Origin of the sequence: Actinokineospora fastidiosa (assembly GCF_014648415.1) — a bacterium.
Taxonomy (GTDB): domain Bacteria; phylum Actinomycetota; class Actinomycetes; order Mycobacteriales; family Pseudonocardiaceae; genus Actinokineospora; species Actinokineospora fastidiosa.
In genome coordinates this window covers 183394-208386 of sequence record NZ_BMRB01000002.1, presented here as the reverse complement: position 1 = coordinate 208386, position 24993 = coordinate 183394, and the positions used below count along the sequence as shown (strand labels likewise).

Sequence of the window (24993 nt, the reverse complement as noted above, 5' to 3'; positions counted from 1 at the left end):
ACTCAAGGTGGCACGTTGTCCCTGCTGCGCTGGTTGAGCAGCTGCGTCGGTCCGGCCGTGCTCACGCCTCGGCGGCTTCCCGGAGCCACGCCGCGACCTCGGCGTCGAGCTCAGTGACGTCATGGATCTCAAGGTGGTGGATCCACAGCCCCGGCGCAGGGTGGGCGACCTCCTTGAACCGCGCCGAGTCCGACCGGCGGGGGAGGACGATGGACAGGACGACCTCGGCTCCCGGGTTGCGCAGGTAGCGGCCGGGCAGCCACAGATAGGCGAACCCCCTGGCGCGCCGGTACGCGAGCTGGCTCTTCGTGGCCTGGACCGTGTACGGGTCGTCGAGCAGCGTGCGGAGCCGCTCGTGGACAGCGCGGGCGAACGGGGAAGCGTCCAGGAACTCGTCGATCGTCACGGGACCTGCACCTCCAACGCCGAGGTGGTCGACACCAGGGCGTGCGCCAAGGGTCGTACCGGTTATCGTGCCGCACGAGGCGGCGACTGGGCCAACCGCGCGCGGCACGACTCAATGCAGGGTCGTGCCCTGGGCGGGTAGCCAGTAACCGGCCAGAGAGCCAGCACTCACCAGGATGTGCCAGCGGCCGTTGATCGTGGCGCTGGTGCTGAAGGGCGCGCTCGTCGTCCTGGACGGCGTGATGGTCTTCGATGACGTCACGGCCCCGGTGGAGCTGTACCGGTAGGCGGATCGGCTGCCTGCTGGGATCGACACGGTGCGCGGTAGGGGGTAGGTCAAGCTCACCTTGGCGCCTGCGATCCAGGCCCGTTGCCAGTTCTCGGGGACGCTGTAGCCCGCGAGCGCGCCTGCGGTGATGGCCAGGACGATGCCGCGGCCCCGGATGCGCTGGCGCGCGTTGGTGGGAGCGCTGGACTGCCTGCTCAAGGTGATTGTCCTGGTGGCCGTGACGGCGCCGTTCGTGGCGTACTTGTAGCCGGTGTGCGTGCCTGGTCTGAATTGGACGGTGCCGGTGAGAGCCGGTGGTGGGTAGTCCGATCGAAGGAGGTCGGCGTAGCGGCTCCACAGGGCGTCGCCGGTGCTGGCGTGCAGGGTGAGCATCTGAGTCCAGTGGATCTGGTGGTAGCGGGGGGACTGCACGGTGGGGTGAGCCAGACAGTACCGGCTGATGTAGTCCGGCACGCGGAAGCCGTTGACCAGGTAGTGGCGGGTGTGGGCCAGGCTGCCGTTCCACAGGTCCCGGGCGAGCGGATCGCCCGTGAGCTGGTGGTAGTCGTACAGGCCGAACGCGGCGAAGACGTGGCCGTTGAGCGTGCGGTCGGAATCGGCCGTGGGCCAGCGTGGGTACTCCTCCAGCCACAGGTAGCCCGCCGAGTCGATGTCGACGACGGAGGGCAGGCCTTGGGCAGGCGCGTTGCGGAAGCTGGTGAACGTTGCCTCTGCCGCGTCCCGCCACCACTGCTCGCCGGTGACCTGGTGCAGCCGGGTGAACAGGCTGAGGGCCTGCCCTTGCGCCATGCCGCTGAACCAGGGCGCCCGCATCGTCGCGCCGGGCAAGCCGTGGAGTGAGAAGTCGAACGGGTAGGGGTGATACCAACCGCCGTCGGACAGCACGCGTCGCTCGACGAGCCGCTGGGCATCTGCGAGGGCACGCTGCAGGTAGCGCGCCTCGCCGGTGAGCCGGTGGTCGCTGAGAGCCATCAGCCCGTCCTGGGCTTGGGCCACCGGGTGGTCGTAGAGGACGCCGTCGATGGCGTGCATCCGCACTCCGGCGGAGTCCCGGGGGACACCGCGGTCCCAGCCGTAGGGCGTCGGCGAGTTGTACGGCAGTTCTGACCAGGTGAGTCGGCGTGGCGTGTAGTCGGCTCTGGTGTAGACGCCGAGCGGTGGCCGGGCCGAGGCCCGGGCGAGGGGCGCGCTCAACTCCTCCGGCTCCGACGGTGGCAGCGTGATCCCGTCGGCGGGCTCCGTGCCCGAACCGCCCAGCAGCGCTTCGCCTGCCGGGGGTTCGGGCACTGTGGGCGCCCCCACCGGGTCCGCGGACCGCGCTGGAAGGGGCGTCAAGGCGAGCAGTGCCGGGACCATTACGGCCAGGAGGGCCCGTGCCTGCGTCCGGTGACGCCCTCGACGACCTGCGGTCACCATCTCGAACTCCCGTCGGATCCGGCGCCGCGAGCGGTGCTCGGCCGGCGCGTTGGGAAATCCCGCACGCTCGCTGGCTGCGGAGTCCGCTCAGATCACCTCGGTCTCGATCCGGGCCGCGGGGTCGAGGACGGCGCGGACGTCGCGGGGGAGTTGGGCCAGCACCTTGGCGATCTGCCCCGCGCTCATCAGGCGGTCCATCCTCGTGGTGACCACGCGGGCGGCGGTGGGCACGTCCTTGGGCGAGATGCCCGCATCCTGGGCGAAGCGGTCGACGAACGCCGCGACGTCCGCCCGGTGCGGGACGCGGCTCGGGTTCCAGCCCTCGTAGTAGGTGCCCCGCAGCAGGTCTGGCAGCTGAGCGGCCAGGTGCGCCGCCGCGGGCACGGTCAACTGGTCGCGGACGATGTGCAGCCATGTCCGCAGAACTCGGAAGACGAAGTGCTCGTCATCGGTGGGGAATCCATGCGAGATCTCACGCACCCATCGGCGCGCGGCTTGCCCGGCCTGTTCGAACAGGACTGTCCTGGTGGTCATTAGGTCCTCCTGTCGGCTCTGCTGTACCGAACGTGCACGCGATCGCATGGCGTGCCCAGGTGCGCGAGGCCCGTCAGCGGAGGACCTTGTGCCCTTGGGAGATCGATCGGCCTGCGGCGCCGGGGCGGCCTGGCCCGCCGGGTGTGCCGAGCCTGCGGGGCCTGACCGCGCCCCGGCACCTGTGGGGCGACCCGGGGGCATCGTGGCCGCCATCACCGATTCTGCTGATTGCCGCCGGGGCGGTAACCATCCGCGGCGGGTGAGATGTCCCTTCCGGTACCGCGGAACCTGCCACAGCGCGCGCTGGCCGCACATGCCGTTGGCCTTGGGCGAACCGGTGCCTTGGTCCCTAGGCCGCGATCGGTCGGGACAACACGCTGTGGTCATTGATCCGAGTCGACGAGGAGGGGCCATGTACGGCTGGCATCCCGCGGGTATGGGCTGGGCGGGCGGTTATCTCGCCGTGGCCGCGATGACGGTGGTCCTGGTTGTGGTGGCGGTCATGACGGCCGTGCTCATCCGGCACTTCGGCACGGGCTCCAGCGCTCGGAGAATTTTGGACGAGCGCTTCGCCCGCGGCGAGATCGACGCTGAGGAGTACGCCGACCGCCGAGCGAGGCTGGGGAGATGAGCAGTCGGGACCCGGTGGCGGCTTTGGGCCTGCGCAAGTCCTTCGGGCGGGTACGAGCCCTCGACGGACTGGATCTCACCGTGCGCGCGGGTGAGGCCCATGGCCTGCTCGGCCCGAACGGGGCGGGCAAGACCACCGCGCTGCGTGTGCTGCTGGGGCTGGTGCGCGCCGATGGAGGACGCGTCAGCGTGCTCGGCGGTGACCCGTGGCGCGACGCGGTGCGCGTGCACCGGCGAACGGCCTATGTGCCCGGTGACGTCACGCTGTGGCCGAACCTGACCGGTGGCGAGGTGATCGGGCTTCTCGGCAGGTTGCGGGGCATGCGCCGCCAAGACCGCGTCGCGGACCTGGTGGATCGCTTCGAGCTGGATCCCTCACGCCGATGCCGGACGTACTCCAACGGCAACCGACGCAAAGTGGCGCTGGTCGCGGCGTTGGCCGCCGAAGCCGACCTGCTCGTGCTCGACGAGCCCACAGCGGGCCTCGATCCGGTCATGCAGGCGGTGTTCGCCGACTGCGTCGCCGCCGCGGTCGGCGAGGGACGGTCGGTGCTGCTCGCCAGCCACGAGCTGGCCGAGGTCGAGACGGTCTGCCACCGGGTGAGCATCGTGCGCGCGGGCCGGGTGGTGGAGTGCGGCACGCTCACCGAGTTGCGCCGTCTGCGGCGGATCGCGGTGGATGCGGAAGTGACCGGGGCGCCCGGCGCGTTGGCGGCGCTGCCGGGCGTGCACGATCTGCGGGTCGAGGGCGGCAGGGTGCGCCTGCGCGTCGACCCCGACGGGCTGGACCGGGCGCTGCGCGCCTTGGCCGACCTCGGAGTCCGAGACCTGCAGTGCAGGCCGCCCAGCCTGAACGACCTGTTCCTCGAACACTACCGTGACGAGGTGCGGGTATGAGGGAGCTGGCTGGCACGGGCGCGCTCGTCCGCCTCGCGCTGCGTCGGGACCGGATCCTGCTCCCGGCATGGCTGCTGGCACTCGTCGCGCTGGCCGTGACATCCGCGGTCGCCACAACCGATCTCTATCCCACCGCCGAGTCGGTGGCGAAGGCGGTGTCCGCGCTGAATGACACCCCGGCGATGGTGGCCCTGTACGGGCGCGTCCACGATCCGTCGTCGGTCGGTGCCCTGGCGATGCTGAAGGCGCTGGCGAGCGGAGCGGTGCTCGTGGCGGCGCTGGCCGTGTTCCTGGTCGTGCGGCACACCCGGGGCGAGGAGGAGGCCGGACGCGCCGAGCTGCTGGTCGCGGGACCGGTCGGGCGCAGCGCCCAGCTGACCGCGGCCATGGTGGTCGTGGTCGGCGGGAGCCTCCTGCTCGGACTGGCCAGCGCGCTGGCGCTCGCCGCGTCCGGCCTGCCCCTGAGCGGGTGCTTCGCGTTCGGTCTGGCATGGGCAGGCGTCGGAGTCGCGTTCGCGGCGGTCGCCGCGGTGGCCGCCCAAGCCGTCGCTAGCGCCCGTGGCGCGGCCGGGCTGGCGTTCGGGACGCTCGCGCTGACCTACGCGCTGCGTGGGATCGGCGACGCTATGGGGGAGCAGTGGTTGTCGTGGCTGTCCCCGATCGGATGGGCGCAGGCTGTGCGGCCCTTCGCGGGCGACCGGTGGTGGGCCGGTCTGCTGCCCCTCACGTTCGCGGTCGCGGCCGTCGCCGCGGCGTACGCACTGGCCGCCCGACGTGACCTCGGTGCGGGTCTGGTCCCCGAGCGTGCTGGACCGGTGTCGCCCGGGCTCGGCCTGCGCGGTCCCCTGTCGCTGGCGTGGCGGTCGCATCGGGGAGCGCTGGCCGGATGGACGGCCGGGTTCACGGCCTACGGGTTGCTGGTCGGCGCCGTCGCGGGCAGCGCGGGGGACATGTTGTCCAGCGAGCAGGCGCGTGAGCTGTTCGACAAGCTCGGGAACGCGGGATCGCTCTCGGACTCCGTGCTCGCCGCGATGCTGGGGGTGCTGGGCGTGCTCGCCGCGGCGCACGGCGTCCAAGCGGTGGGGCGTGCGCACGCCGAGGAGGACGCGGGGCGAGCCGCCCTCGTCCTCGCGGGGCCCGTCGGCCGGACCCGGTGGCTGCTCGGTCATATCGCCGTCGCCCTGGTGGGCTCGGCCCTCGTGCTGGTGGCCGCGGGGGTGGCGGCGGGCGCCGTGCACGCGCTGCGGCTGGGCGATGCGGACCAGTTCGCAAGGGTGATGGGGGCTGCTCTGGCGCGTGTCCCGGCCGCTTGGGTGCTCGTCGGCGTGGCCGCCGTCGGGTACGGCGTGTTCCCGCGCGCGAGCGGTGCGGCCTGGGCCTACCTGATCGCCGCACTCCTGATCGGGGAGGTCGGGCCGTTGCTCGGCCTGGACGGCGCGGTGCTCGGGATCTCCCCGTTCACCCACGTCCCCGCTCTGCCTGGCGCGGACGCGCAGTGGCTGTCCTTGTTCGCATTGGCAGGCGTCGCCGCGGCGTTGGTCGCGGCCGGGGCCGCCGGGCTGCGGCGGCGGGACCTCACCGGTCACCAGTGACCAGATCGACACGAAGGGAGCGGTCATGAGGATCGCCGTCAATGGATTCGGCAGGATGGGTCGAGCCGTTCTGCGGGCCGTGGCAGACCGTGCCGAGGACATCGACATCGTCGCCGTCAACGACCTGGCCACGCCGGAAACCCTCGCGCATCTGCTGCGCCACGACTCGACCTACGGTCCATGGGGGCCGCGTATCGAGTCCGGCACGGACTGGATGTCCTTCGCCGACACGACTCTGCGGGTGACCGCGCTGCCGGACCCGGAACAGCTGCCGTGGCGCGAACTGGGCGTCGACCTCGTCGTCGAGGCGACCGGGCGGTTCCGCACCCGCGACGCCGCGGCCGCGCACCTGCGCGCTGGTGCGGACCGGGTGCTGATCACCGCGCCCGGCAGGGGAGTGGACGCGACGATCGTGCTCGGGGTGAATGACCACACCTTCGATCCAGTGCGTCACCGCGTCATATCCAACGCCTCGTGCACGACCAACTGCCTGGCGCCGATGGTGCGCGTGCTCCACACGGCTTTCGGGGTTGAGCACGCTCTCATGACCACGGTCCACAGCTACACCAACGACCAGAACCTGCTCGACGGACCACACAAGGACGCGCGGCGGGCGCGTTCGGCCGCGGTGAACATCATCCCCACCACCACCGGGGCCGCGGCCGCGGTCGGCGAGGTCCTTCCCGAACTGCGGGGCAGGCTCGACGGAGTCGCCGTCCGCGTGCCGGTGGAGGACGGCTCGCTGACCGACCTGACGGTCGAGCTGTCCCGCTCGGTGGCCGCCGACGAGGTCAACGCCGCCTTCGCCGAAGCGGCGGAGCACCAGCTCCGAAACGTGCTGCGCTATTCCACTGCCCCTATCGTCTCCCGTGACATCGTGGGAGACCCGGCCTCGTGCGTGATCGACGGCCCGCTCACCCGTGCTCGCGGCCACCTGGTCAAGGTGTTCGGCTGGTATGACAACGAATGGGGATACGCCAACCGCACCGTCGATCTGATTCGGCTTATCGCCGACGGCTAGTCCGCCCGATTCCTGGAGCGTCGCGCGATCGACAGTCCGCCCGACGACGGTCGTCGGAGCCGAGGCGGGGAAGGCGTCTTCACAGCAGGCCGAGCTGTCGGGCGGTGGTGACCGCGTCGCGGCGCTGTCGCACCCCCAGCTTGCGGTAGATGCTGCGCAGGTGGGTCTTGACCGTGTTGGCCGAAAGGTACATCGACTCGGCGATCTCCTCGACCGTGCGCATGGACGGGAGTTCGACCAGGAGGTCGCGCTCCCGGCTGGTCAGGGGGTCGGGTATGGCCTTCTGCGCGGGAAGGGATGACAGCACGGTGTGCCCGAAGCGGTCGGCGCGACCGAAGCGGCCCACGCCCTGGGCGAGGACATCGCGCACGGGTCGGAACAGGCGGGTCACGCCAAGCGGTTCGGCGGCATGGAGAGCCGAGGACACGGCCTGGTGCGCGCGGTGGGCGTCGCCCGCGCGATCGGCCAATGCGGCCTCCAGCACCCAGCTCTCGACCAGGGCCAGTGGGGTCAGCGGGGCCAGGTCACCCGCGAGGACGGGGGCGAGACAGCGCCGTGCCCGCGCGGAACGGCCGTGGTGGGCGTGGATGGCGGCCTGGAGCAGGGAGAGCTCCGCGTGCTGGTCGAGGGTTCCGCGCACGTCGTCGGCGAGCGCTTCGGCCCAGGCGGGCTCTTCCACCTGCAGCGACATCCGGGCCAGGGTCGGTGCCAGGACGGCGACGACCTGAGGACACCTGTGTCGTCCTGACAGCGCGTGCCACTGGCCGGTCGCGATGCCGACGACCCCGTGCGGTTCCGCGGCCACGTCGAATTCGATGAAGGCCCGTATGCACAGCACGGCAAGGGCGACCGGCGGCTCCGATTCCTGGGGCAGGAGTTCCGCGGCCATGGCGATCAGGTCCCCGGCCCGGACACCGTCGCCCTGGTGGTAACTGAGAGCGGCGAGCGCGGCATACGGCGCGGCGCACGGCCAGGTGCGGTCCCACCCGTGCTCGGCGGCGAACCGCAGCGCGCGCCGCGCGCGGTCGGCCAGTCCGACAACGTTCCCAGTAAGCGCGAAGGCGACAGACAAGTGGGACATGGCCTGCAGGTGCGCCCACCCGTAGTGCGGTCTGTCCGTCAACTCCGCCGCCCGGCTCAACTCGGTCTCCGCGCCCTGCGGGTCCCCGGACCACAATCGAGTGGTTCCGGCAGCCAGCAGGAGGAGAACGTCGGTCGCCTCGTCACCACTGGACAGTGGGCGCTCGTGCCGGGGCAGCCGCACACTTGGCCCGAGGTGGGTGCGCTGGAGCAGAGCGGCGTCGAGCAGAAGCCGGGTTCGCCGGGACAGCGGCGCTCGGCGCTCGGTCATGAGCCGGGTGAGGTGGACGTCGGCCGCGGCCGCGTCACGGGCGTCCAACGCGGCCAGGGCCGCCACCACCGACGCGTGCCTGTCGACCCTCCCGTCAGGAAGGCAGTCGATCGCCTCGCGTACGACGTCGGAGTTGCCGTTGAGGATCTCCTGGACACCGTGGGACGCGATGAGGTCCACGGTGAGTTTGCTGTCCCGCGCCTGCCGCGCGTGTCGCAGCGCGGCGCCGGTGTCGCCCTCGGCGCGAAACCAGCGCGCCGCCACCCGGTGCAGATGATCCGGGGCGCCCGGCCTGGTCCTGGCGAGTTCGCTGCGGAGGTGGCTGCGTAGCAGCGGGTGGTAATGGTACGTCTGTCCACCGGGACCGGATCGGGTGATCAGGTTGTTCTCTCCTGCCAACTGGTGCAGAAGGACGTCGACATTCCGCTGTCCTGACAGTTCGGTGGCCAGGCGCGGGTGCACGGTGTCGCAGATGCTGGTGGCCATGAGGACGTGTCGGGCTCGGGGGGACTGGTCGGCGAGCACCTCCTCGTTGAGGTATTCGGCCACGAGCGGGGCCCCGGTGGGAAACGCGGCGATCGTGGTCGCGCGAGTGGGATCATCGGCCAGCCAGAGCGCCGCCATCCGCAGTCCGGCGGCCCACCCGCGGGTGTGGGCCATCAACTCCGCGAGACCCTCGGGAGGAAGTCGCAGGCCGTGCTGGTCGAGCAGCGACTCGGCCTCGTCCTGGTCGAACGCGAGGACGTCGCCCGCTATCTCCAGGACGCGGCCTTCCAATCGCAGACGGGACAGCCGAAGGCCAGGTCGTCGGCCGACCAGGACCAGTCGCAGTGTGTCGGGAACGGTGCGCACGAACCGCACGAAGTCGTCTTGGACCGCGGGTGACCGCAGTTCATGCACATCGTCGAGGATGAGGACGGTAGGACGATGGAGAGCTGCTAGGACTGACGACAACGACGGCAACGACGCCGTCCGGTCGTCCTGCTCCCCGTCCCGTCCTGTGAGGCGCAACGCGGCCTCGACCGTCGTCCACAGGGTGCACGTGTCGTTGTCCCGCTGGTCCAGCGTTGCCCAGCGGACGTCATCACCCCGCTCCATCGCATCGTTCGCCCAACTCGCCGCCGCGGTTGTCTTGCCTGCGCCCGGGGGTCCATCGATGACGATCACCGATCCGGCCACAGCGAGGTCATCGACCGCTCGGTCCAGGATCGCCGCGATGCGGTCCCGCCATGGCCGCACCGGCTGCACGTCCGGGACGCGGATTTTCGTGGGCAGAACCGAGGCGTGGGTGCTCGGTGCCCGCACGAGCTGGCTCCGGACTGCGTTGTCGTCCTGCATTCGATCGCGCTCCTATCAGGTGCTCGGACGGTTTCTACTCGGCGGATTCGCCTTTCAACCGCGCATGATGGCGGGTAGCGGTCGGCACGGCTGAGTACATCGGCGCACGACGGGTGCGAACCTCACCTTCTGCGGGCGAAATGAGTGAGCACCGGGGAAGGGCCAGCTAGACCCGGGAACCTGAGCGGAACGCCGTTAGGTGCGAAAACTGGGAACGCCCGCCGCCGCCCCCGTCACCTGCGTCGATGGGGATACTGGCGATTTGTGATCTTCGTCTCTCGTGATCGTGGAACGGGATTTAGAGCAGCCCGTGTGGTGCGCGGAAACGGGGGCGGCAGGTCGAATTTTTCCTGTGTCACCCGATGCGGGTGACACAGGTGTTCGTCGGCTCGGCCGCTCCTTCGCTCAACGGCGGGACAAACCACCCGGGATGGGTGGCGATGGATCCGGATCGGGTCGGCCATATTCGTCATGGCGGTCAGGGGAGACGGGCCGCTGCGGGCGCCGGGCACAGTCCACAGCTAGTCGGGGTGGCTGGGATATGCGTTATCGCGCGTGTCCGGCGCCTGTTCGCTCAAATTGTCGCGAAGTTCCCACATTGGAATGAGGGAGGCGTGGGATGGCTGGCGGGATCAGCCCTCGGAGCGCAGTGACGGCGCCTGTGGGCTTAGGGACGCAGTGGTGCGGGCAGAGCGCCGAAGGCCTCGGATCGGCGGCGCGATGGCGATGACCCGATCCGGCCTCGGCGACGTCGGGCTCACCAGAGCCCGCTGCGGCCGCGGGCGAACGCTGGGGCGTGACCTCGTCCGCTTCGTGGTTGTCGTCCTGGTCGTGGGACTCGGGATCGCGGCGGCCATCCTGCCTGCCGCTGTGCATGCCGCGGACCTCTTGCGATAGAGCCGCGGCCGTGATCGCGGGCGACGAGTCCCGCGGTCGTGTCATGAAGTTGGAGGAAGGTTGTCCTACAACGATTCCACCGGTTCCTGGTCGCTTGGCCTGGCGGAGGTATGGGTGAGAGCGACCATCGAGCTCGTCGATGCGATGCTGGGCGCGGAGCCGCCGCCGGAGCCACTGTCGCCCATCGGTCGCGCCGCGCGGACCGCCACCGATGCCGCGCTCGTGGCCGTCGGCAGGCCGAGCGCGGACGGCGGTGTCCGGCTGTCCGTGCTGGCTGGGCAAGACCACCGTGCGATCCGTCGGGTGGCGGGCCGGGACAGTCTGGTCAGTCGGGTGTTCACCGCGTCGGCGAACCGGATCAGCCCGGACCCCGTGGCGGCGGGTGTGCTCGACGGAACATCGGCTTGTCCACGCGGGCTCGGTTCGACCGCTCTGCTGACTGTCGCCGACGATCGCGTGGTGCCTGCCGTGCTGGTCCTTGTCCGGTATGCCGCCGATCCACCCTTCGGTGAGGAGCACCTCGCGCTCCTCCGAAGGCTCGTGGACCACGGAGCGGCCTTGGCGGCCCTTCGGCAGCAGGTCGAGGCCGAGCGGGTCCGCGCGGTCGCCGACGACCGGGAGCGGATCGCGAACGGGCTGCGGGCAGCGGTCCTGCCCGAACTGATCGCCGTCGGGCTGGCCCTGCAGAACACCGTCACCATCGCCCGGAACTCCATGGTCCGCAGGCGCATGCTGCAGGTCGCCGCCCGCATCGATGGGGCAGCGGGCTCGCTGCGCTCGCTCGTCTTCGGGCTCGAGGGCATGTCGAGATGAGTGGACGGGGACGACGAGGAGTCCGACTCGGAGGAGGTTCGGAATGAACAGACCGCGGTATCGCCCGGCTTTTCTTGCTCTGCTCGTGATCGTTGTGCTCGCCTCCGCGCGGAGATCTGAGGACCCTGACGGTGCTTCGGTGGGCGAGGTGTTGTCGGTCGTGGTGACTGCCCTCGATCTTCCATTGCTCGTGCGTGCCGCGACGCGACTGCTTCCGGGGAAGGCGGGATAACACCCGCACCCGATGCCTGATTTGTCACCGGCGCGAGGATCCTTGGGCGGGACGTCGCATACAGTGAATGAGCGCGTGCGTAGGTCCCGTTATGGAGAGGACTTTGGTCGGTGTGCCCACCAGGCGTCTTGCGGTGAAGTGTGTGGTGTAGCGCTTGTTGTGATCGAGCAGGCCACCGCGGTGCGCTGGCAGGGGACGCATCGCGAATATGACCGGGGCGGGGCCGCCGAGCTGCGGCCCCGCCCCGGTTGTCCGACGCTCGCTCGCGAAACAGGTGCAAGGTGCAAGGCCAGGTTGAGTTCAAAGGGACCGCGCCCTGCCCTACCGGGCGATATCCGGCAGGGCAGGGCATCGGGCGATCGGCTCTCTAGCGTGGCCGTGATCCGCAGAGCGAATCGCTGCGACGCAGATCAGGACGTCCTGGCTCCGGCTCATTCGCCGCGGCGACCCCGACCACTGATCGCCCCTAACCCCGGCGGTGTAGCGCGATCTTGAGTGCGCCGCTGTCCATGGGGCGGGAGAACACCTCGTAGGCGTGTTCGATGTCGTCCAGGTCGAAGCGGTGGGTGATGAACTGGGCGCCGTCGAGGTGTCCGGCGGCGAGCATCGCCAGTAGCCGTGGGGTCGAGTAGGTGTCGACCAGTCCGGTGGTGATGGTGATGTTGCGGTTCCAGAGCCGTTCCAGGTGCAGCGCCGCTGGGCTGCCGTGGACGCCGACGTTGGCCAGATGGCCGCCGGGGCGGACGAGGTCGGCGCACAGTTCGAACGCGGCGGGGACGCCGACGGCCTCGATGACGACGTCCGCCCCGAGGCCGTCGGTGCGCGCCATGACCACCGAGGTCGGGTCGGTCGTGGTGTCAACGACCAGGTCGGCGCCGAAGCGCTTGGCCGCGTCGCGTCTCGGCGCGGCCGGATCGATCGCGATGATCGCGCCGGGGCTGAACAGCCGCGCCGTGGCGATGGCGGCGAGGCCGATCGGTCCGGCGCCGACGACGGCGACGGTGTCGCCGGGAGCGACGGCGCCGTTGAGGACGCCGACCTCGAAGGCGGTGGGCAGGATGTCGGACAGCATCAACGCGGATTCGGTGGACAGCCCCGCGGGCAGCAGGTGGGTCGAGGTGTCGGCGAAGGGCACCCGGACGAGTTCGGCCTGGGTGCCGTCGACCCGGTTGCCGAGGATCCAGCCGCCACCGCCGACGCATTGCCCGTACGCGGCTTCGCGGCAGAACCGGCACCGTCCGCACGAGGTGATGCAGGAGACGAGGACGCGGTCGCCCGCTGCGACGGCGGAGACCGCGGCGCCCACGTCGACCACCGTGCCGACGGCCTCGTGCCCCAGCACCCGGCCGTGGTCGACGGAGGGCACGTCGCCGTTGAGGATGTGCAGGTCTGTGCCGCAGATCGTGGTCGCGTCGACGCGGACGAGGGCATCGGTGGGCTCCTGGACCGCGGCGTCGGCGGTGTCGACCCACTCCATGGTCGCAGGACCGGTGTAGCGCAGCGCCTTCATGTGCTTCTCCTAGCTGAGTTCGATCCGGACATCGGCAATCGAGTTGTGCGGCTGGGCTTCAGCGCCGAGTCCGTCTCCCGTAGCGGAAATAGGCGATCGGTCCCACGAAGTTCACCGCTATCGCCCACGCCCACCCGCGTTTGCCGCCGCGCACAGCCGACGCGGGTCTGCGCGCCAGGTCCGCCCAAGCCGCGACGGCGAGGCCGATCTGCGCCGCGGCCAGGACGATGACGGCGACGCGCTGCTCCCGGCTGAGCGAGCGCCACGGGCGCTTGCCCACCCGCCGCTGCCAACCGCACAGGGGCGTCGTCGCGTTGTCCGGCTCCCTGAAGATCATGGTGCGCCTCACTGGTCTCCTCGGAGGGTCCTCATGGTGTTGTGGCGGGAATCGGCGCAGCGGGAGGGGCAGGCGGGGTGGCCGCACGGTGTGCGGCGACTCCGATCAGCAGCGCCGCGCACGCGAGCAGGACGGCGCCCGCGCCCGCCGCGGCGGCGGCGAGCCACGGCAGCGCGGGCAGGGTCGCCGCGACCTGCACCCGCAGCTGCACGCCGCGCTCGGCGGTCGCGTTCATCGCGACCCACTTCCACTCCCCGTCAGCGGGCTCCCAGGTCACCGTCTGGCTGCCTGCTCCTTGGACGGAGTCGGCCCAGTACCGCTGGTCGGCGGCCGCGCCCGTCGGGGTCGCTCCCGGTTGTTCGACGATCGACCCCTCGTCGGTGAGCACCCCGTGCGCCACACCGGCGAGATACCGGTCGACGTCCGATGGGCGTCCCACGCCGAGGAACACCGGATCGGCCGGGTCCGTCGCGGTGACCGTGATCCGCACGCGGCCGAGCGTGTCGGACACCGGGAGTCCGTGGTGCACGGTGAGCTCGTCGGTGGTGATCGCGTAGCCGGAACTGCTCACCGTGGTGACGGGCGCGACGAGGTAGCCGTCCGCGTCCCGCTGCGTGCGGTCCAGCCACAGCATCCCCGCCGCCCCGGTGAGCAGGCCGGTCGCGGTCAGGGCCAGGACCGCGCCCACGACGACGGACGCGACCCTGCCCGCGGTCCAGTCGTTGGCGCGCGGTGACGCGGCCGGTCGCATGGGTCCCGCCTCGACACCGCCTTCGTCGAGTCGGAACGGTGGGTACTCGTCGGTCATCAGCGCGGCGTAGGCAACGACGCGCACCACCCACCTGTCCATCCCGATGACGAAATCGTGGATGGGCCGCGGGTACGCCTTCGTGAACAGCAGCACGACACCCGCGATGAGGACGAGCAGCCCGATCAGGCCCGCCACGGCGAAGTCCGTCCCGTCCCCGGTGGTCCCGAACCCCACGCCCGCGAACAGCGCGACCACCAGGTAGTGCGGCAGGGCCAGCAGCCAGGTCTTCACCAGCGCCAGTCCGCGCGAGAGCCGCTCCGGGTAGTCCACGCTCAGCCGGGCCGGGTAGTCCGGGACGTCGGCGAGGGTGAAGGGCGGGTAGCGGTCGGTGCCCAGCGCGGCGTAGCCGTAGTAGTGCACCCGCCAGCTCCACCGCAGCACCCCGACGGTGAAGTCGAACAGGGGACGGGGGTAGCGGCCGGTGACCAGGATGGAGAAGAACGCCGCGACGGTGACCACGACGAACGCGGGCCACAGCACGGCCAGCACCAGCAGGTGCGGGACGAGCAGCAGCCATTTCACCAGCCACAGCCCGCGGGACAGCGGTTCGTCCAGCGCACCGTCCACTCGGACCGGATAAAACCCGTTCTGCGCCATCATGGCCTCCTTGCGTCGTGGCTAGCGCTTGCGCGTGAGTCGGACCGCGACGCCCGGGATGACGGCCGCGGCGCAGACGATGAGCGTGTCGGTCATGGCGAGCGGCTCGGTGCCGAGGAAACCCGCGAGCGGCGGGAGGAAGACCGCCGCGACGTGCAGGATGACGGCGCCCGCGATCGCCGCGTCGAGGAAGCGGAGCCCGCGGTCGCTGGCGCGCAGGGCGACGGCGACGGCGAGCTGGGCCAGGCCGAGGCAGAGGAACACCGCGGACTGCCAGGGCTTCCCGGTCTCGGCCATCCACCAGCCCACGGCGAGCGTGACCGCGGCGATGAGGGCGCCCGTCCAGGCCACCCGGCCCCAGAGCCCGCTGAGGATGGCGGCGCCGGGGGCGAGCGGGGGACGGCGCATCAGCCCGGGCGACGCGGGCTCCGCGCCGATGGCCACGCCCGGGAGGCCGTGGGTGAGCATGTTGATCCAGAGGATCTGCGCGGGCAGCAGGGGGACCGCCAGGCCGATCAGCGGGCCCAGCAGCATGACGGCGATCTCCGCTGCGCCGCCGGAGAGGGCGTAGCGCAGGAAGGTGCGCACGTTGGCGTGGATGCGCCTGCCTTCCTCGATCGCATGGGCGACGGTGCGCAGGTTGTCGTCGGTGAGGACGAGGTCGGCGGCCTGGCGGGCGACCTCGGTGCCGTCGCCGCCCATGGCGATGCCGATGTCCGCGCGGCGCAGGGCGGGGGCGTCGTTGACGCCGTCGCCGGTCATGGCGACGATGTGGCCTCGGCGTTGCCAGTCGGCCACGATGTCGAGTTTCTGCTCGGGTTGGACGCGGGCGTAGACGCTGTCGCTGTCGGTCTCGGTGGTGATGCCCACGCGGGCGGCGATGGCATGGGCGGTGTCCGGGTGGTCCCCGGTGATCATGAGCAGGTGGACACCGGCGCGGCGGAACTCGGCGACGGTGTCGGCGGCGTCCGGGCGCGGGGGGTCGGTGATGGCCACCATGCCGACGGTGCGCTGGCCTCCTGCGACGCGTTCGGCCACGGCGAGCACGCGGTAGCCCTGGGCGGTCCAGCCGCGGACGACGGCGTGGGCGGGATCGTCGGCGGGGAGCAGGACCTCGGGCGCGCCCTTGGTGATCTCCAGCAGTCCGCCGTCGGGCGCGGTGTGGGTGGTGGTCATGCGCTTGGTGGCGCTCTCGAACGGGATCTCGGCGACGCGCGGGTGGGCGGCGCGCACGTCGTCGGTGTCGAGTCCGCCCTTCGCGGCGGCGACGACGAGGGCGACCTCGGTCGGGTCGCCGGCCGGACGCCAGCCGCCGTCAGGGCCGGGTGGGAGCAGGTCGGCGTCGTTGCAGAGCACGGCGTCGCGCAGCAGGTCGCCGAAGCCGGTCCCGGCGATCGCGCCGGCCGGGTCGTAGCCGCTGCCGGTCACCGTCGCCTCCCCGCCTTCCGGGGTCCACAGGCGTTCCACGAGCATGCGGTTCTGGGTGAGGGTGCCGGTCTTGTCGGCGGCCAGCACGGTGACCGAGCCCAGCGTCTCCACCGCGGGCAGCGCGCGGACCACGGCGGCGCGGCGGGCCATCCGGTGCGCGCCGAGGGCCAGGGCGAGGGTGACGACCGCGGGCAGCGACTCGGGCACGGCGGCGACGGCGAGGCTGATGCCGGTGAGCGCGACCTCCCCGAGCGGGCGCCCCTGCACCAGGCCGATCGCGGCGACCAGCGCCGAGAGGCCGACGGCCGCCACGGCCAGCAGCCTGCCCAGCGCGGCCAGCCGCCGCTGCAGCGGTGTCGGCCTGGTGCCCTGCCCGTCGAGCAGCGCGGCGATACGGCCGAGCGCGCTGTCCGCCCCGGTGCGGGTGACCCGGAACGCGCCGCGGCCGCGGGTGACGACGGTGCCCGCCTGGACCTCGCCGCCGTCCTTGTCGACCGGGACGGACTCGCCGGTGAGGGCGGCCTCGTCGACCTGCAGGTGGTGGTGGGACAGCAGCTCGCCGTCGGCGGACACGATGTCGCCCGCCTCCAGCAGCACCACGTCCCCGGGAACGACGTCCTCGGCGGGGCGCTGTGCGGCCACCCCGTCGCGCACGACGCGCGCGGTCGGCGCGGACAGCCTGCGCAGCGCGGCCAGCGCGCGCTCGGCCCGCAGCTCCTGGATGATGCCGACCGCGGTGTTGAGCACGACGACGACGGCGATGACGACGGTGTCGGTCACATCGCCCAGCGCGGTCGAGAGCACCATCGCGGCCAGCAGCAGCATGATCATCGGGTCGCGCAGTTGCGCAGCGGCCCTGGACACCACGCCGGGGCGGCGCGGTTCCGGGATGATGTTGCGCCCGCAGCGGTTCAGCGCGTCCGCGGCGTCCGCTTCGGACAGTCCGAAGGCGTGTGCCTCGGTCGTCTGCGTCATGGCCCCAGCCTGCGTTAGGTGGCGAGCGGTACGGCAGGAGCCAACGTCGGTCCTGCGGTGGCGCAGGTCCCGTGCCCGGGTGGGTCGAAGGTCCCGCCCGCTGAGCCGCTTGCGGCACTGGGGCAGGGACCGGCCGCTCGGTGATGGTGGTCGTCATGAGCACGAGTCCCTGGATCACGGCGGTCCCGGCCGACGCGCGGGTGACCGGGTTGTCGCTGCGGCGTTGGATCGGCGTCGTCACCGCGGCCGAGTTCGGCGGCTTCCTGCTGCCCGCGGCGGTGGGCGCGATCACCGCGGACGCCGCGGCGGGCGTCGCCGTTCCCGCGCTGGTCGCCGCGGGCGCGGTGGAGGGCGCGGCCCTCGGCCTCGGGCAGGCCGCCGTCCTCCGGGCCGTCGTGCCCGGCCTGTCGGTGCCACGCTGGGTCGGGGCGACGGCGGCGGCCGCAGCGGTCGCCTACCTGCTGGGACTCCTCCCGTCGATCCTGCTGTCGCCATGGGCGCTGACCGGTCTGGCCGCGTTGCCGCTGACCATCGGGTTCGCCCAGTGGCTGGTGCTGCGCCGCCACGTCCGCCGGTCTGCGGGCTGGATCGCGGTGACCGCGATGGCCTGGGTGGCCGGGCTCGCCGCCTTCCTCGCCATCGCCACGCCGCTGTGGCACGAGGGACAGGCCGTGGCCGAGACCGTGGCGGTCGGCGCGGTCGCCGGGCTGGCGATGGCCGCGATCGTGGCCATGATCACCGGCCTCGGACTGCGGGAGATCCTGCGATGACCGCCACGCTGCCGCACCCCGGGCTGTCGGCCGACGAGGCCGCCGACCGTCTGCGCAGAACGGGCCCCAACCGGCTGCCCGAGCCGCGTCGCACCCCTGCCGCGCTCGTGCTGGCCCGCCAGCTGGTGCACTTCTTCGCGGTGATGCTGTGGGTGGCCGCCGGGCTGGCCGTGCTCGCCGGGATGCCCGAGCTGGGCGTGGCCATCGCCGTGGTCGTGGTCGTCAATGCCGTGTTCTCCTTCGCCCAGGAGTATCGGGCCGACCGTGCCGCGCAACGCCTGCGCGACCTCATGCCGTTGCGCGCGACCGTGCGCCGCGACGGCCGCGCGGTCGTCGTCGCGGCGGAGGACCTGGTGGTCGGCGACGTCCTCGTGCTGGAGGCGGGCGACCGGGTCTGCGCCGACGCCGAGGCCGTCACGGGCAGCGGCCTCGCGGTGGACGAGTCCGCGCTGACGGGGGAAAGCCTTCCGGTGCGCAAGGAGCCCGGCGACAGACTCACCGCGGGCACGCACGTCGTGGAAGGGGTGTGCCAGGCGGTCGTCACGGCCACCGGGGCCGACACGCGCCTGGCCGCCGTGGCGGCGGTGACCGCGACGGCAGGCCGCCCGTCCAGCCCGCTGGCGGTGCGGCTGCACCACACGGTGCTGGTCGTCGCGAGCGTGGCCATTGGTGTCGGTGTCGTCTTCTTCGGCATCGCCACGCTGCTCGACCTGCCCCTGGCCGAGAGCTTCCTGTTCGCCGTCGGCGTCACCGTCGCCCTGGTCCCCGAGGGCCTGCTGCCCACCGTGACGCTCTCGCTGGCCGTGGCCGCGCGCCGGATGGCCGCCCGGAAAGCGCTGGTGCGCCGGTTGGAGGCCGTGGAGACGCTCGGGGCCACGACGTTCATCTGCACCGACAAGACCGGCACCCTCACCCGCAACGAGATGACCGTCGTCGCGGTCTGGACCCCGGCGGGCATGGTCGACATCTCCGGCAGCGGCTACAGCGCGGACGGCGCCGCCACCGGCGCGCCCGCCGCGCTGGCGCTGCTCCCCGCCCTGGCCGACAGCGCTGCCCGGTGCTCACCCGACGCCCACGTCGACACCCGTCACGGCCACCCGCGGCCCGTCGGCGACCCGATGGAGGTCGCCCTGCACGTGCTGGCTGCCAAGGCGGGCGTGCCCGCACCACCCCACCCGATCGGGCGGACCGCGTTCGACCCCCGCAGGCGTCGGTCGTCGGTCGTCGACGCCGACGGGCTCCACGTCGTCGGCGCGCCCGACGCCGTGCTGCCGCTGTGCCACGCGGTGCCGGACGAAGCGCGCCAGCAGCTGGCCGCCCTCAGCGAGCGCGGGCTGCGGCTGCTCGCCGTCGCCCACCGCGTCACCCCCGGCGCCGACGAGCGCGACTTGGACCTGCTCGGCCTCATCGCGCTGGAGGACCCGCCCCGCCCCGACGTCGCCGAGGCGGTCACGGCGTGCAGGCGGGCGGGAATCGCCGTCGGCATGATCACCGGGGACCACCCCGGCACCGCCGCCGCGATCGCCCGTGAGGTGGGCCTCGCCCTGCCCGGCTCTCCGGTCCTCACCGGAGCGGACCTGCCCGAGAACGACGCAGCCCTCGCCGCTCTGGTCGACCACGACGGGATCGTCGTGGCCCGAGTCCAACCCGAGGACAAGCTGCGCATCGCCCGGGCGCTGCAGTCCCGCGGCCACGTGGTGGCGATGACCGGCGACGGCGTCAACGACGGCCCGGCGCTGCGCGCGGCCGACATCGGCGTCGCGATGGGCGCCTCCGGCACCGACGTCGCCCGTGAGGCCGCCGACCTGGTGCTGCTCGACGACCACTTCGGCACCATCGTCGCCGCCGTCGAGCTGGGCAGGGCGACCTTCGCCAACATCCGCCGGTTTCTCACCTATCACCTCACCGACAACGTCGCCGAACTCGCGCCGTTCGTCCTCTGGGCGCTCTCAGGCGGGCAGATCCCGCTGGCCATCACCGTGCTGCAGGTGCTGGCCATCGACATCGGCACCGACCTGCTGCCCGCGCTGGCACTGGGCGCCGAGCCCGCCAACCCGCGCACGCTGTCCGGCCCGGCCCGCCGCGGGCAACTGCTCGACGGGCGGGTCCTGCGCCGCGCGTTCGGGCTGCTCGGACCCGTGGAGGCCGCGGCGGCGCTGGCCGCCTTCCTCATCGTCCTGGTGACCGGCGGCTGGCGCCTCGGCGACACCGCGGACCCCGCCCTGCTCGCCACGGCCTCGGGCACCGCCTTCGCCGCCATCGTCCTCGGCCAGCTCGGCACGGCGTTCGCCTGCCGCTCGGAGAGCCGCTGGGCGGGCTGGCGCGGCAACCCGGCGCTGCTCGCCGCGGTCGCGGTCGAACTGGCCGTCCTCGCCGTTTTCCTCTCCGTGCCGCCGCTGCCCGACCTGCTCGGCGGAACCGGCCCCACCGCACTGGGCTGGGCGCTGGCCGCGGCGGTCATCCCCGTCGTGCTCGGGGCGGACCTGGCGGCGAAGGCCGTGTGGAGGAGGCGGCGATGACCCGCGTGCTGAATCCGGGCGCACCGAGCCTGAAGGCCGCCCTGTTCGACGATGTCGCGCTGGTCCGCGGGCACGTCGCGGCCGAGGTGGCCCGCCGACTGCCCGGTGGTGGCCTGCTTCGGCACCGCTTCCGGGATGCCCGCCCGCGTGCGGCTGTGCGCGACACCAAGGGCCCTGACCGCTGCACGTTTCCACGGTCTGTCCCCTGCCTACCCCACCGCCGATGTGCTCGGGCTGACACCGAACTCGCCCGGCGGATCCGCACCAGCATGAGGAGTTGACGATGAGCAACTGGGAACGACACCGCGCCGCCCGCGTCGTCGCGGCGCGTTCGGCCGATGCCGCCGAGGCGGCCGCGCTGCTGGACATGCTCGGCCTCACCGCGGCCGAGGGGGTCGCGCCCGCCCCCGAGCCCGTCGAGCCGCCGACACCCGAGCCCGTGGACGTCACCGCCGGGCGGATGGTCGGGCTCGCGATGGTCGCCGCGATCAGGAGGGCCGACGCATGAGCGCCACCGTGGAGTCGGCCATGACCGGCCGGGTCATCGGCATCACGCCGGAAGCCACGCTCGACGCCGCCCTGCGGATGATGGCCCAGACCAGGGTCCGCCACCTGCCGGTGATCGCCGACGGGCGGTGTCTCGGACTGCTCACCGAGGCCGACGCCCTCTGGCACGCGTGGGCCAGCGGTGACGCGGACTGTCAGGTCACCCGGATCATGCGCACGCCCGCGCCGTCGGTGGACCTGTCGGCCGCGCTGCCCGATGCGGCGCGCGCCGTGGCCGAATCGGGGGCGGACGCGGTCGTGGTGACCTCCGCGGGCGCGCTGGTCGGCATCCTCACCAGCGCGGACCTGGTGCGGGTGCTCGTCGGCTAGCGATCACTCCCTGGGCGGGTGCCCTTGCGCGGCCTGCTGGCGATGACGACGCTCTGCGTGAGCGGCCGGTCCGGGTCATCACCGGGCCACGCCCAGTAGGTGAGGGTCACCAGCGGTCAACGCCAGCTCGCGGTCGTCGGGGGTCCCGTTCGGTTCGGGACAGGTGTCGTCATGTCGGGTTGGCGTGCGTCCGTGTCGCCGTGAGAATGGCGGGAGCGGCGAAGGGATGCGGGAGATGTCCGACATGGGCGAGACGACCGGTTTGGGCGGGCTTCGCCTGGACGAGCTGCTGGCCGAGGTGCAGGAGCGGCTCAGTGAGATCGGCCGTACGCGGGATCGTATGCATGGCCTGTTGGAGGCCGTGATGGCCGTGGGTGCGGGGTTGGAGTTGGATTCGACGCTGCAGCGGATCGTGCAGGCCGCGGTGGATCTGGTCGATGCCCGCTATGGGGCTTTGGGTGTTCTCGGGGGTCGGGAGGGTCTGCTGCAGGAGTTCGTCTATGTGGGCATCAGCCCGGAGGAGCGGGCCCGGATGGGGCATCTGCCGGAGGGGCGGGGGCTGCTCGGGCTGCTGATCACGCATCCGAAGGTGATTCGGGTGCCGGAGTTGGGGGCGCATCCGGCGTCGGTGGGTTTTCCGCCGAATCATCCGCCGATGAGCAGTTTCCTGGGTGCGCCGGTGCGGGTGCGTGAGGAGATCTTCGGCAATCTGTATCTGACGGAGAAGCGGGGGGCGAGGGAGTTCAGCGCCGAGGACGAGGTCGTGCTGCGGGCGCTGGCGGCGGCGGCGGGGGTGGCGATCGAGAACGCGCGGCTGTTCGAGCAGGGCCGCAGGCGGCAGCGGTGGTTGGAGGCGTCCTCGGAGGTCCGCGCCGAGTTGCTCGCGGGGGCCAGCACGGACGACGCGCTGGAGTTGGTGGTGCGGCGGGCGTTGGAGTTGACCGAGGCCGACTGCGTGCTGGTGCTGCTGGCCGACGAGGAGGTGTTGCGGGTGCGCACGGGCACCGGTGAGCGGGGTCGGGCGCTGGTGGGGGCGCCGATCCCGCCGGAGACCCCGGTCCTGGAGGGTGTTCTGGAGGCGGGGGCGGCCGACCTGGTGGCGGACCTGGCCGCCGCGCTGGGCGATGTCCTCGGTGCGGACGCGCTCGGTTTCGGTCCGGCGTTGGTGGTGCCGTTGCGGACCACCGACCGGGTGAGCGGGGTGCTGCTGGCCGCGCGGGACAAGGGGGCGGCGCTGTTCGACCCGGACCTGGTGCCGGTGCTGGACTCCTTCGCCGACCAGGCGGGTCTGGCCCTGCAGGCCGCGCAGGCCCAGCGCGACCGGCGGCTGCTCGACGTGCTCGCCGACCGGGACCGTATCGCCCACGACCTGCACGACCACGTCATCCAGCGGCTCTACGCCTCGGGCATGACCCTGCAGGGCACCCTCCACCGGGTGAGCGGCCCGGAGGTGCGGGCCCGCATCATGCGGGTGGTCGAACAGTTGGACGAGACCGTCCGCGAGATCCGCACCAGCATCTTCGACCTGCACACCGCCGGCCAGGAGTCCCCGGGCAGCGCGCGCAGGCGGTTCATGGACGCCATCACCCAGACCGCCGCCGACAGCGGCATCACACCCACGGTGCGCATGTCCGGGCCGGTGGACACCCTCGTCCCGCCCACGGTGGCCGAGCACGCGGAGGCGGTGGTGCGCGAGGCCGTCAGCAACGCCGTCCGCCACGCCGCACCCACCAGCGTCACCGTGACCATCGAGGCAGGCGACGACCTCGTGATCGACGTCGTCGACGACGGCACCGGCCTGCCCGAGCACTTCGCCCGCAGCGGCCTGGCCAACCTCCAACACCGCGCCGCCACCTGCGAGGGCACCCTCACCCTCACACCCGCCACCCCACACGGCACCCGCCTCACCTGGCGCGTCCCACTGCCGTAGTCACTCGGCTGGAAGCGGGGTGGTCCAGGTCAACGCCGTCCCCTGGCCGGGTGAGCTGTCGACGGTGAAGGCGCCGCCGTGCGCACGGGCCCGCCCGTCGAGGTTGGCCAGGCCGCTGCGACGCTTGCCATCGGTGATGCCGCGCCCGTTGTCCTCGATGCGGGCGGTGACGCGGCCGGGTGATGCGCTGACCTCGACGGTCACCGCTGTCGCCGCGGCATGCCGGGCGGCGTTCGACAGGGCTTCGCGCACGACCGCGACCAGGTCGACCGCGATCGCCTCCGGGACGAGCGTGTCCAGCGGGCCGTCGAACCGCAGCGCGGGGGTGAACCCGATCGCGTCGGTGAGGTCGTGGATGACCCGGGTGAGCCTGCGTCGCAGGCTTGGCGGCCCGTCCTCGGACGGCGCAGGCGGGGAGTGCAGGTCGAAGATGGTCGAGCGGATGTCGCTGATCACCTGGTCGAGCCTGCGCACCGCGACCATGAGCTTGCGGCGCTGCTCGGGGGCGGCGGTGGCGGCGACGCTGTGCAGGGACAGACCCGTGGCGAACACCTCCTGGATGACGTGGTCGTGCAGATCCCGGCCGATGCGGTCGCGCTCCTCCAGCAGCCGCAGCTCCTGGGCGTCGGCCCGGTGGGCGGCCAGACGCTGGGCCAGCGCGGCCTGGGCGCCGAAGGCGGCGAGTAGGTCCAGGTCCCCGCGGTCGAAACCACGCCTGCCCCGCCGGTTGGCGACCAGCAGGACACCGGTCGGGGGATGGTCGGGGGTGACCAGAGGGACGACCATCGCCGGACCGAGTTCGACCGCCAGCGGCGGGTAGGCCCGTTCGTCCTCGGCGATGTCGGCGCTGATGAGCGGCTCCGCGTCGGTCATGGCAAGCCCGCACAGCGACTCGTTCACCGGCAGGCCGCGGCCGAGCAGGTCATCCGCCCGCTCGCCGACAGCCGTGCGCACGACCAGGAGCGCGGACTCGGCCGCGGGCACGACGACGGCGGCGACGTCGGCCTCGGCGGTGGTGCGGGCACGATCGGCGATCAGCCGCAGAACGTCGTCGGTGTCCTGGCCCGCCAGCAGGGCGGCGGTGATGTCGACACTGCTGTGCTGCCACGCCTCGCGGCGACGCGCCTCGGCGAACAGGCGGGCGTTGTCGACGGCGACCGCGGCGTACCCGGCGAGGGACTGTACGAGGCTCTCGTCCTCCGCGGTGAATTCCCCGCCGCCGGCCTTGTCAGCCAGGTAGAGGTTGCCGAACGCGCGACCGCGCACGAGAATCGGCACGCCCAGGAACGACCGCATCGCCGGGTGGCCTGCCGGGAAGCCGGTGGCCGCGGGGTGCGCGGTGAGGTCGGCCAGCCGGAGCGGCCGGGGTTCGGTGATGAGCAGGCCGAGGATCCCGAGCCCGCGCGGCGGATGCCCGACCCGTGCGACCTGCTCGGCGTCCATCCCCACGTGAACGAACTCGTCGACCTCGCCGTCCGGCCCCAGCACGGCCAGCGCGGCGTAGGTCGCGTCCACGAGCTCCCTGGCGGCCGTCACGATGTGGCGGAGGACGACGGCGAGGTCCACGTGGGAGGCCACGAGGTGGGTGGCGCGCAGGAGCGAGCGCAGCCGTTCCTGGGTGTTGCGCACGGCATGTGCGCGTTCGACCAAGGCGTCGATGGCGGCGTCGAGTTCGAGGCGGGCGGTGTCGGGGAAGCGGAGCGGGTCGGTGGGAACGTCACCCCCGATGTCGTGCTCGGACACGTTCCCTCCCGGTCTGCCCGTCCTGACCCGATTATCCTCCTGTTCCCTCCCCGGGTCCGGGCGCGGACACGGTCGGTCGCTC

Annotated in this window: 19 protein-coding genes and 1 pseudogene; 10 read left to right on the top strand and 10 right to left on the bottom strand. The window is 72.3% G+C overall.

The window, feature by feature from the left end:
• Nucleotides 1-61 precede the first annotated feature (61 nt).
• From IEY98_RS11025 to IEY98_RS11015, 3 genes are all read right to left on the bottom strand, one after another.
• Complete coding sequence (locus IEY98_RS11025) at nt 62-406, bottom strand: DUF5655 domain-containing protein (protein WP_229786807.1); 345 nt, start codon at nt 404-406, stop codon at nt 62-64.
• Nucleotides 407-517: 111 nt separating this feature from the next.
• A complete protein-coding gene (locus IEY98_RS11020) occupies nt 518-1981 on the bottom strand; it encodes a D-glucuronyl C5-epimerase family protein (protein ID WP_189210340.1) in 1464 nt (487 codons plus the stop codon).
• 216 nt (nt 1982-2197) lie between these two features.
• Nucleotides 2198-2644, bottom strand: coding sequence for a DUF2267 domain-containing protein (locus tag IEY98_RS11015; RefSeq protein WP_189210339.1), 447 nt, complete (start codon nt 2642-2644; stop codon nt 2198-2200).
• Nucleotides 2645-3056: 412 nt separating this feature from the next.
• Between IEY98_RS11015 and IEY98_RS11010 the strand changes: the two genes are divergently transcribed.
• From IEY98_RS11010 to gap, 4 genes are read left to right on the top strand one after another with little or no spacing between them, the layout of a single operon-like run.
• Complete coding sequence (locus IEY98_RS11010) at nt 3057-3275, top strand: SHOCT domain-containing protein (protein ID WP_229786806.1); 219 nt, start codon at nt 3057-3059, stop codon at nt 3273-3275.
• Nucleotides 3272-4171 (top strand): ABC transporter ATP-binding protein, encoded by a 900-nt coding sequence (locus IEY98_RS11005; protein WP_189210338.1) that lies wholly within the window; start codon nt 3272-3274, stop codon nt 4169-4171. The genes IEY98_RS11010 and IEY98_RS11005 overlap by 4 nt, the downstream gene beginning before the upstream one ends.
• Nucleotides 4168-5763 carry an ABC transporter permease gene (locus tag IEY98_RS11000; protein ID WP_189210337.1) on the top strand — a complete coding sequence of 532 codons (1596 nt, stop codon included), beginning with the start codon at nt 4168-4170 and terminating at the stop codon, nt 5761-5763. The genes IEY98_RS11005 and IEY98_RS11000 overlap by 4 nt, the downstream gene beginning before the upstream one ends.
• A 25-nt stretch (nt 5764-5788) precedes the next feature.
• Complete coding sequence (gene gap, locus IEY98_RS10995; protein ID WP_189210336.1) at nt 5789-6784, top strand: type I glyceraldehyde-3-phosphate dehydrogenase; 996 nt, start codon at nt 5789-5791, stop codon at nt 6782-6784.
• Between the two features lie 79 nt (nt 6785-6863).
• On the opposite strand, the gene IEY98_RS10990 is transcribed toward gap, so the two are convergent.
• Both IEY98_RS10990 and IEY98_RS33385 read right to left on the bottom strand, forming a co-directional pair.
• Nucleotides 6864-8912, bottom strand: coding sequence for a winged helix-turn-helix domain-containing protein (locus tag IEY98_RS10990; RefSeq protein WP_229786805.1), 2049 nt, complete (start codon nt 8910-8912; stop codon nt 6864-6866).
• A 30-nt stretch (nt 8913-8942) separates the two neighbouring features.
• Nucleotides 8943-9473 (bottom strand): annotated as a pseudogene (locus IEY98_RS33385) (AAA family ATPase); the annotation flags it as partial.
• Between the two features lie 957 nt (nt 9474-10430).
• Between IEY98_RS33385 and IEY98_RS10985 the strand changes: the two are divergent.
• Complete coding sequence (locus IEY98_RS10985; RefSeq protein WP_189210334.1) at nt 10431-11183, top strand: hypothetical protein; 753 nt, start codon at nt 10431-10433, stop codon at nt 11181-11183.
• Nucleotides 11184-11881: 698 nt separating this feature from the next.
• Here IEY98_RS10985 and IEY98_RS10980 read toward each other — a convergent pair.
• Genes IEY98_RS10980 through IEY98_RS10965 form a run of 4 tightly spaced genes read right to left on the bottom strand, consistent with a single transcriptional unit; the run spans nt 11882 to nt 17073 of the window.
• Nucleotides 11882-12925, bottom strand: a complete 1044-nt coding sequence (locus IEY98_RS10980; protein ID WP_189210333.1) for an alcohol dehydrogenase catalytic domain-containing protein — start codon at nt 12923-12925, stop codon at nt 11882-11884.
• A 58-nt stretch (nt 12926-12983) separates the two neighbouring features.
• Nucleotides 12984-13262 carry a PLDc N-terminal domain-containing protein gene (locus IEY98_RS10975; RefSeq protein WP_189210332.1) on the bottom strand — a complete coding sequence of 93 codons (279 nt, stop codon included), beginning with the start codon at nt 13260-13262 and terminating at the stop codon, nt 12984-12986.
• A 31-nt stretch (nt 13263-13293) separates the two neighbouring features.
• Nucleotides 13294-14670 (bottom strand): DUF4389 domain-containing protein, encoded by a 1377-nt coding sequence (locus IEY98_RS10970; protein WP_189210331.1) that lies wholly within the window; start codon nt 14668-14670, stop codon nt 13294-13296.
• 21 nt (nt 14671-14691) lie between these two features.
• Nucleotides 14692-17073, bottom strand: a complete 2382-nt coding sequence (locus tag IEY98_RS10965; RefSeq protein WP_189210330.1) for a cation-translocating P-type ATPase — start codon at nt 17071-17073, stop codon at nt 14692-14694.
• A 155-nt stretch (nt 17074-17228) separates the two neighbouring features.
• On the opposite strand from IEY98_RS10965, the gene IEY98_RS10960 reads away from it, so the two are divergent.
• From IEY98_RS10960 to IEY98_RS10940, 5 genes are all read left to right on the top strand, one after another.
• Nucleotides 17229-17843 (top strand): hypothetical protein, encoded by a 615-nt coding sequence (locus tag IEY98_RS10960; protein ID WP_229786804.1) that lies wholly within the window; start codon nt 17229-17231, stop codon nt 17841-17843.
• Nucleotides 17840-20362, top strand: a complete 2523-nt coding sequence (locus IEY98_RS10955; RefSeq protein ID WP_189210329.1) for a cation-translocating P-type ATPase — start codon at nt 17840-17842, stop codon at nt 20360-20362. Before IEY98_RS10960 ends, IEY98_RS10955 begins: the two co-directional genes overlap by 4 nt.
• Before the next feature lie 283 nt (nt 20363-20645).
• Nucleotides 20646-20870, top strand: a complete 225-nt coding sequence (locus IEY98_RS10950; RefSeq protein ID WP_189210328.1) for a hypothetical protein — start codon at nt 20646-20648, stop codon at nt 20868-20870.
• Nucleotides 20867-21238, top strand: coding sequence for a CBS domain-containing protein (locus IEY98_RS10945; protein ID WP_189210327.1), 372 nt, complete (start codon nt 20867-20869; stop codon nt 21236-21238). The genes IEY98_RS10950 and IEY98_RS10945 overlap by 4 nt, the downstream gene beginning before the upstream one ends.
• A 226-nt stretch (nt 21239-21464) precedes the next feature.
• The gene (locus IEY98_RS10940; RefSeq protein ID WP_189210326.1) at nt 21465-23168 is read left to right on the top strand and encodes a sensor histidine kinase; all 1704 of its coding nucleotides are present in this window, start codon (nt 21465-21467) and stop codon (nt 23166-23168) included.
• On the opposite strand, the gene IEY98_RS10935 is transcribed toward IEY98_RS10940, so the two are convergent.
• Nucleotides 23169-24911 carry a GAF domain-containing sensor histidine kinase gene (locus IEY98_RS10935; RefSeq protein WP_189210325.1) on the bottom strand — a complete coding sequence of 581 codons (1743 nt, stop codon included), beginning with the start codon at nt 24909-24911 and terminating at the stop codon, nt 23169-23171.
• Between the last annotated feature and the right edge of the window lie 82 nt (nt 24912-24993).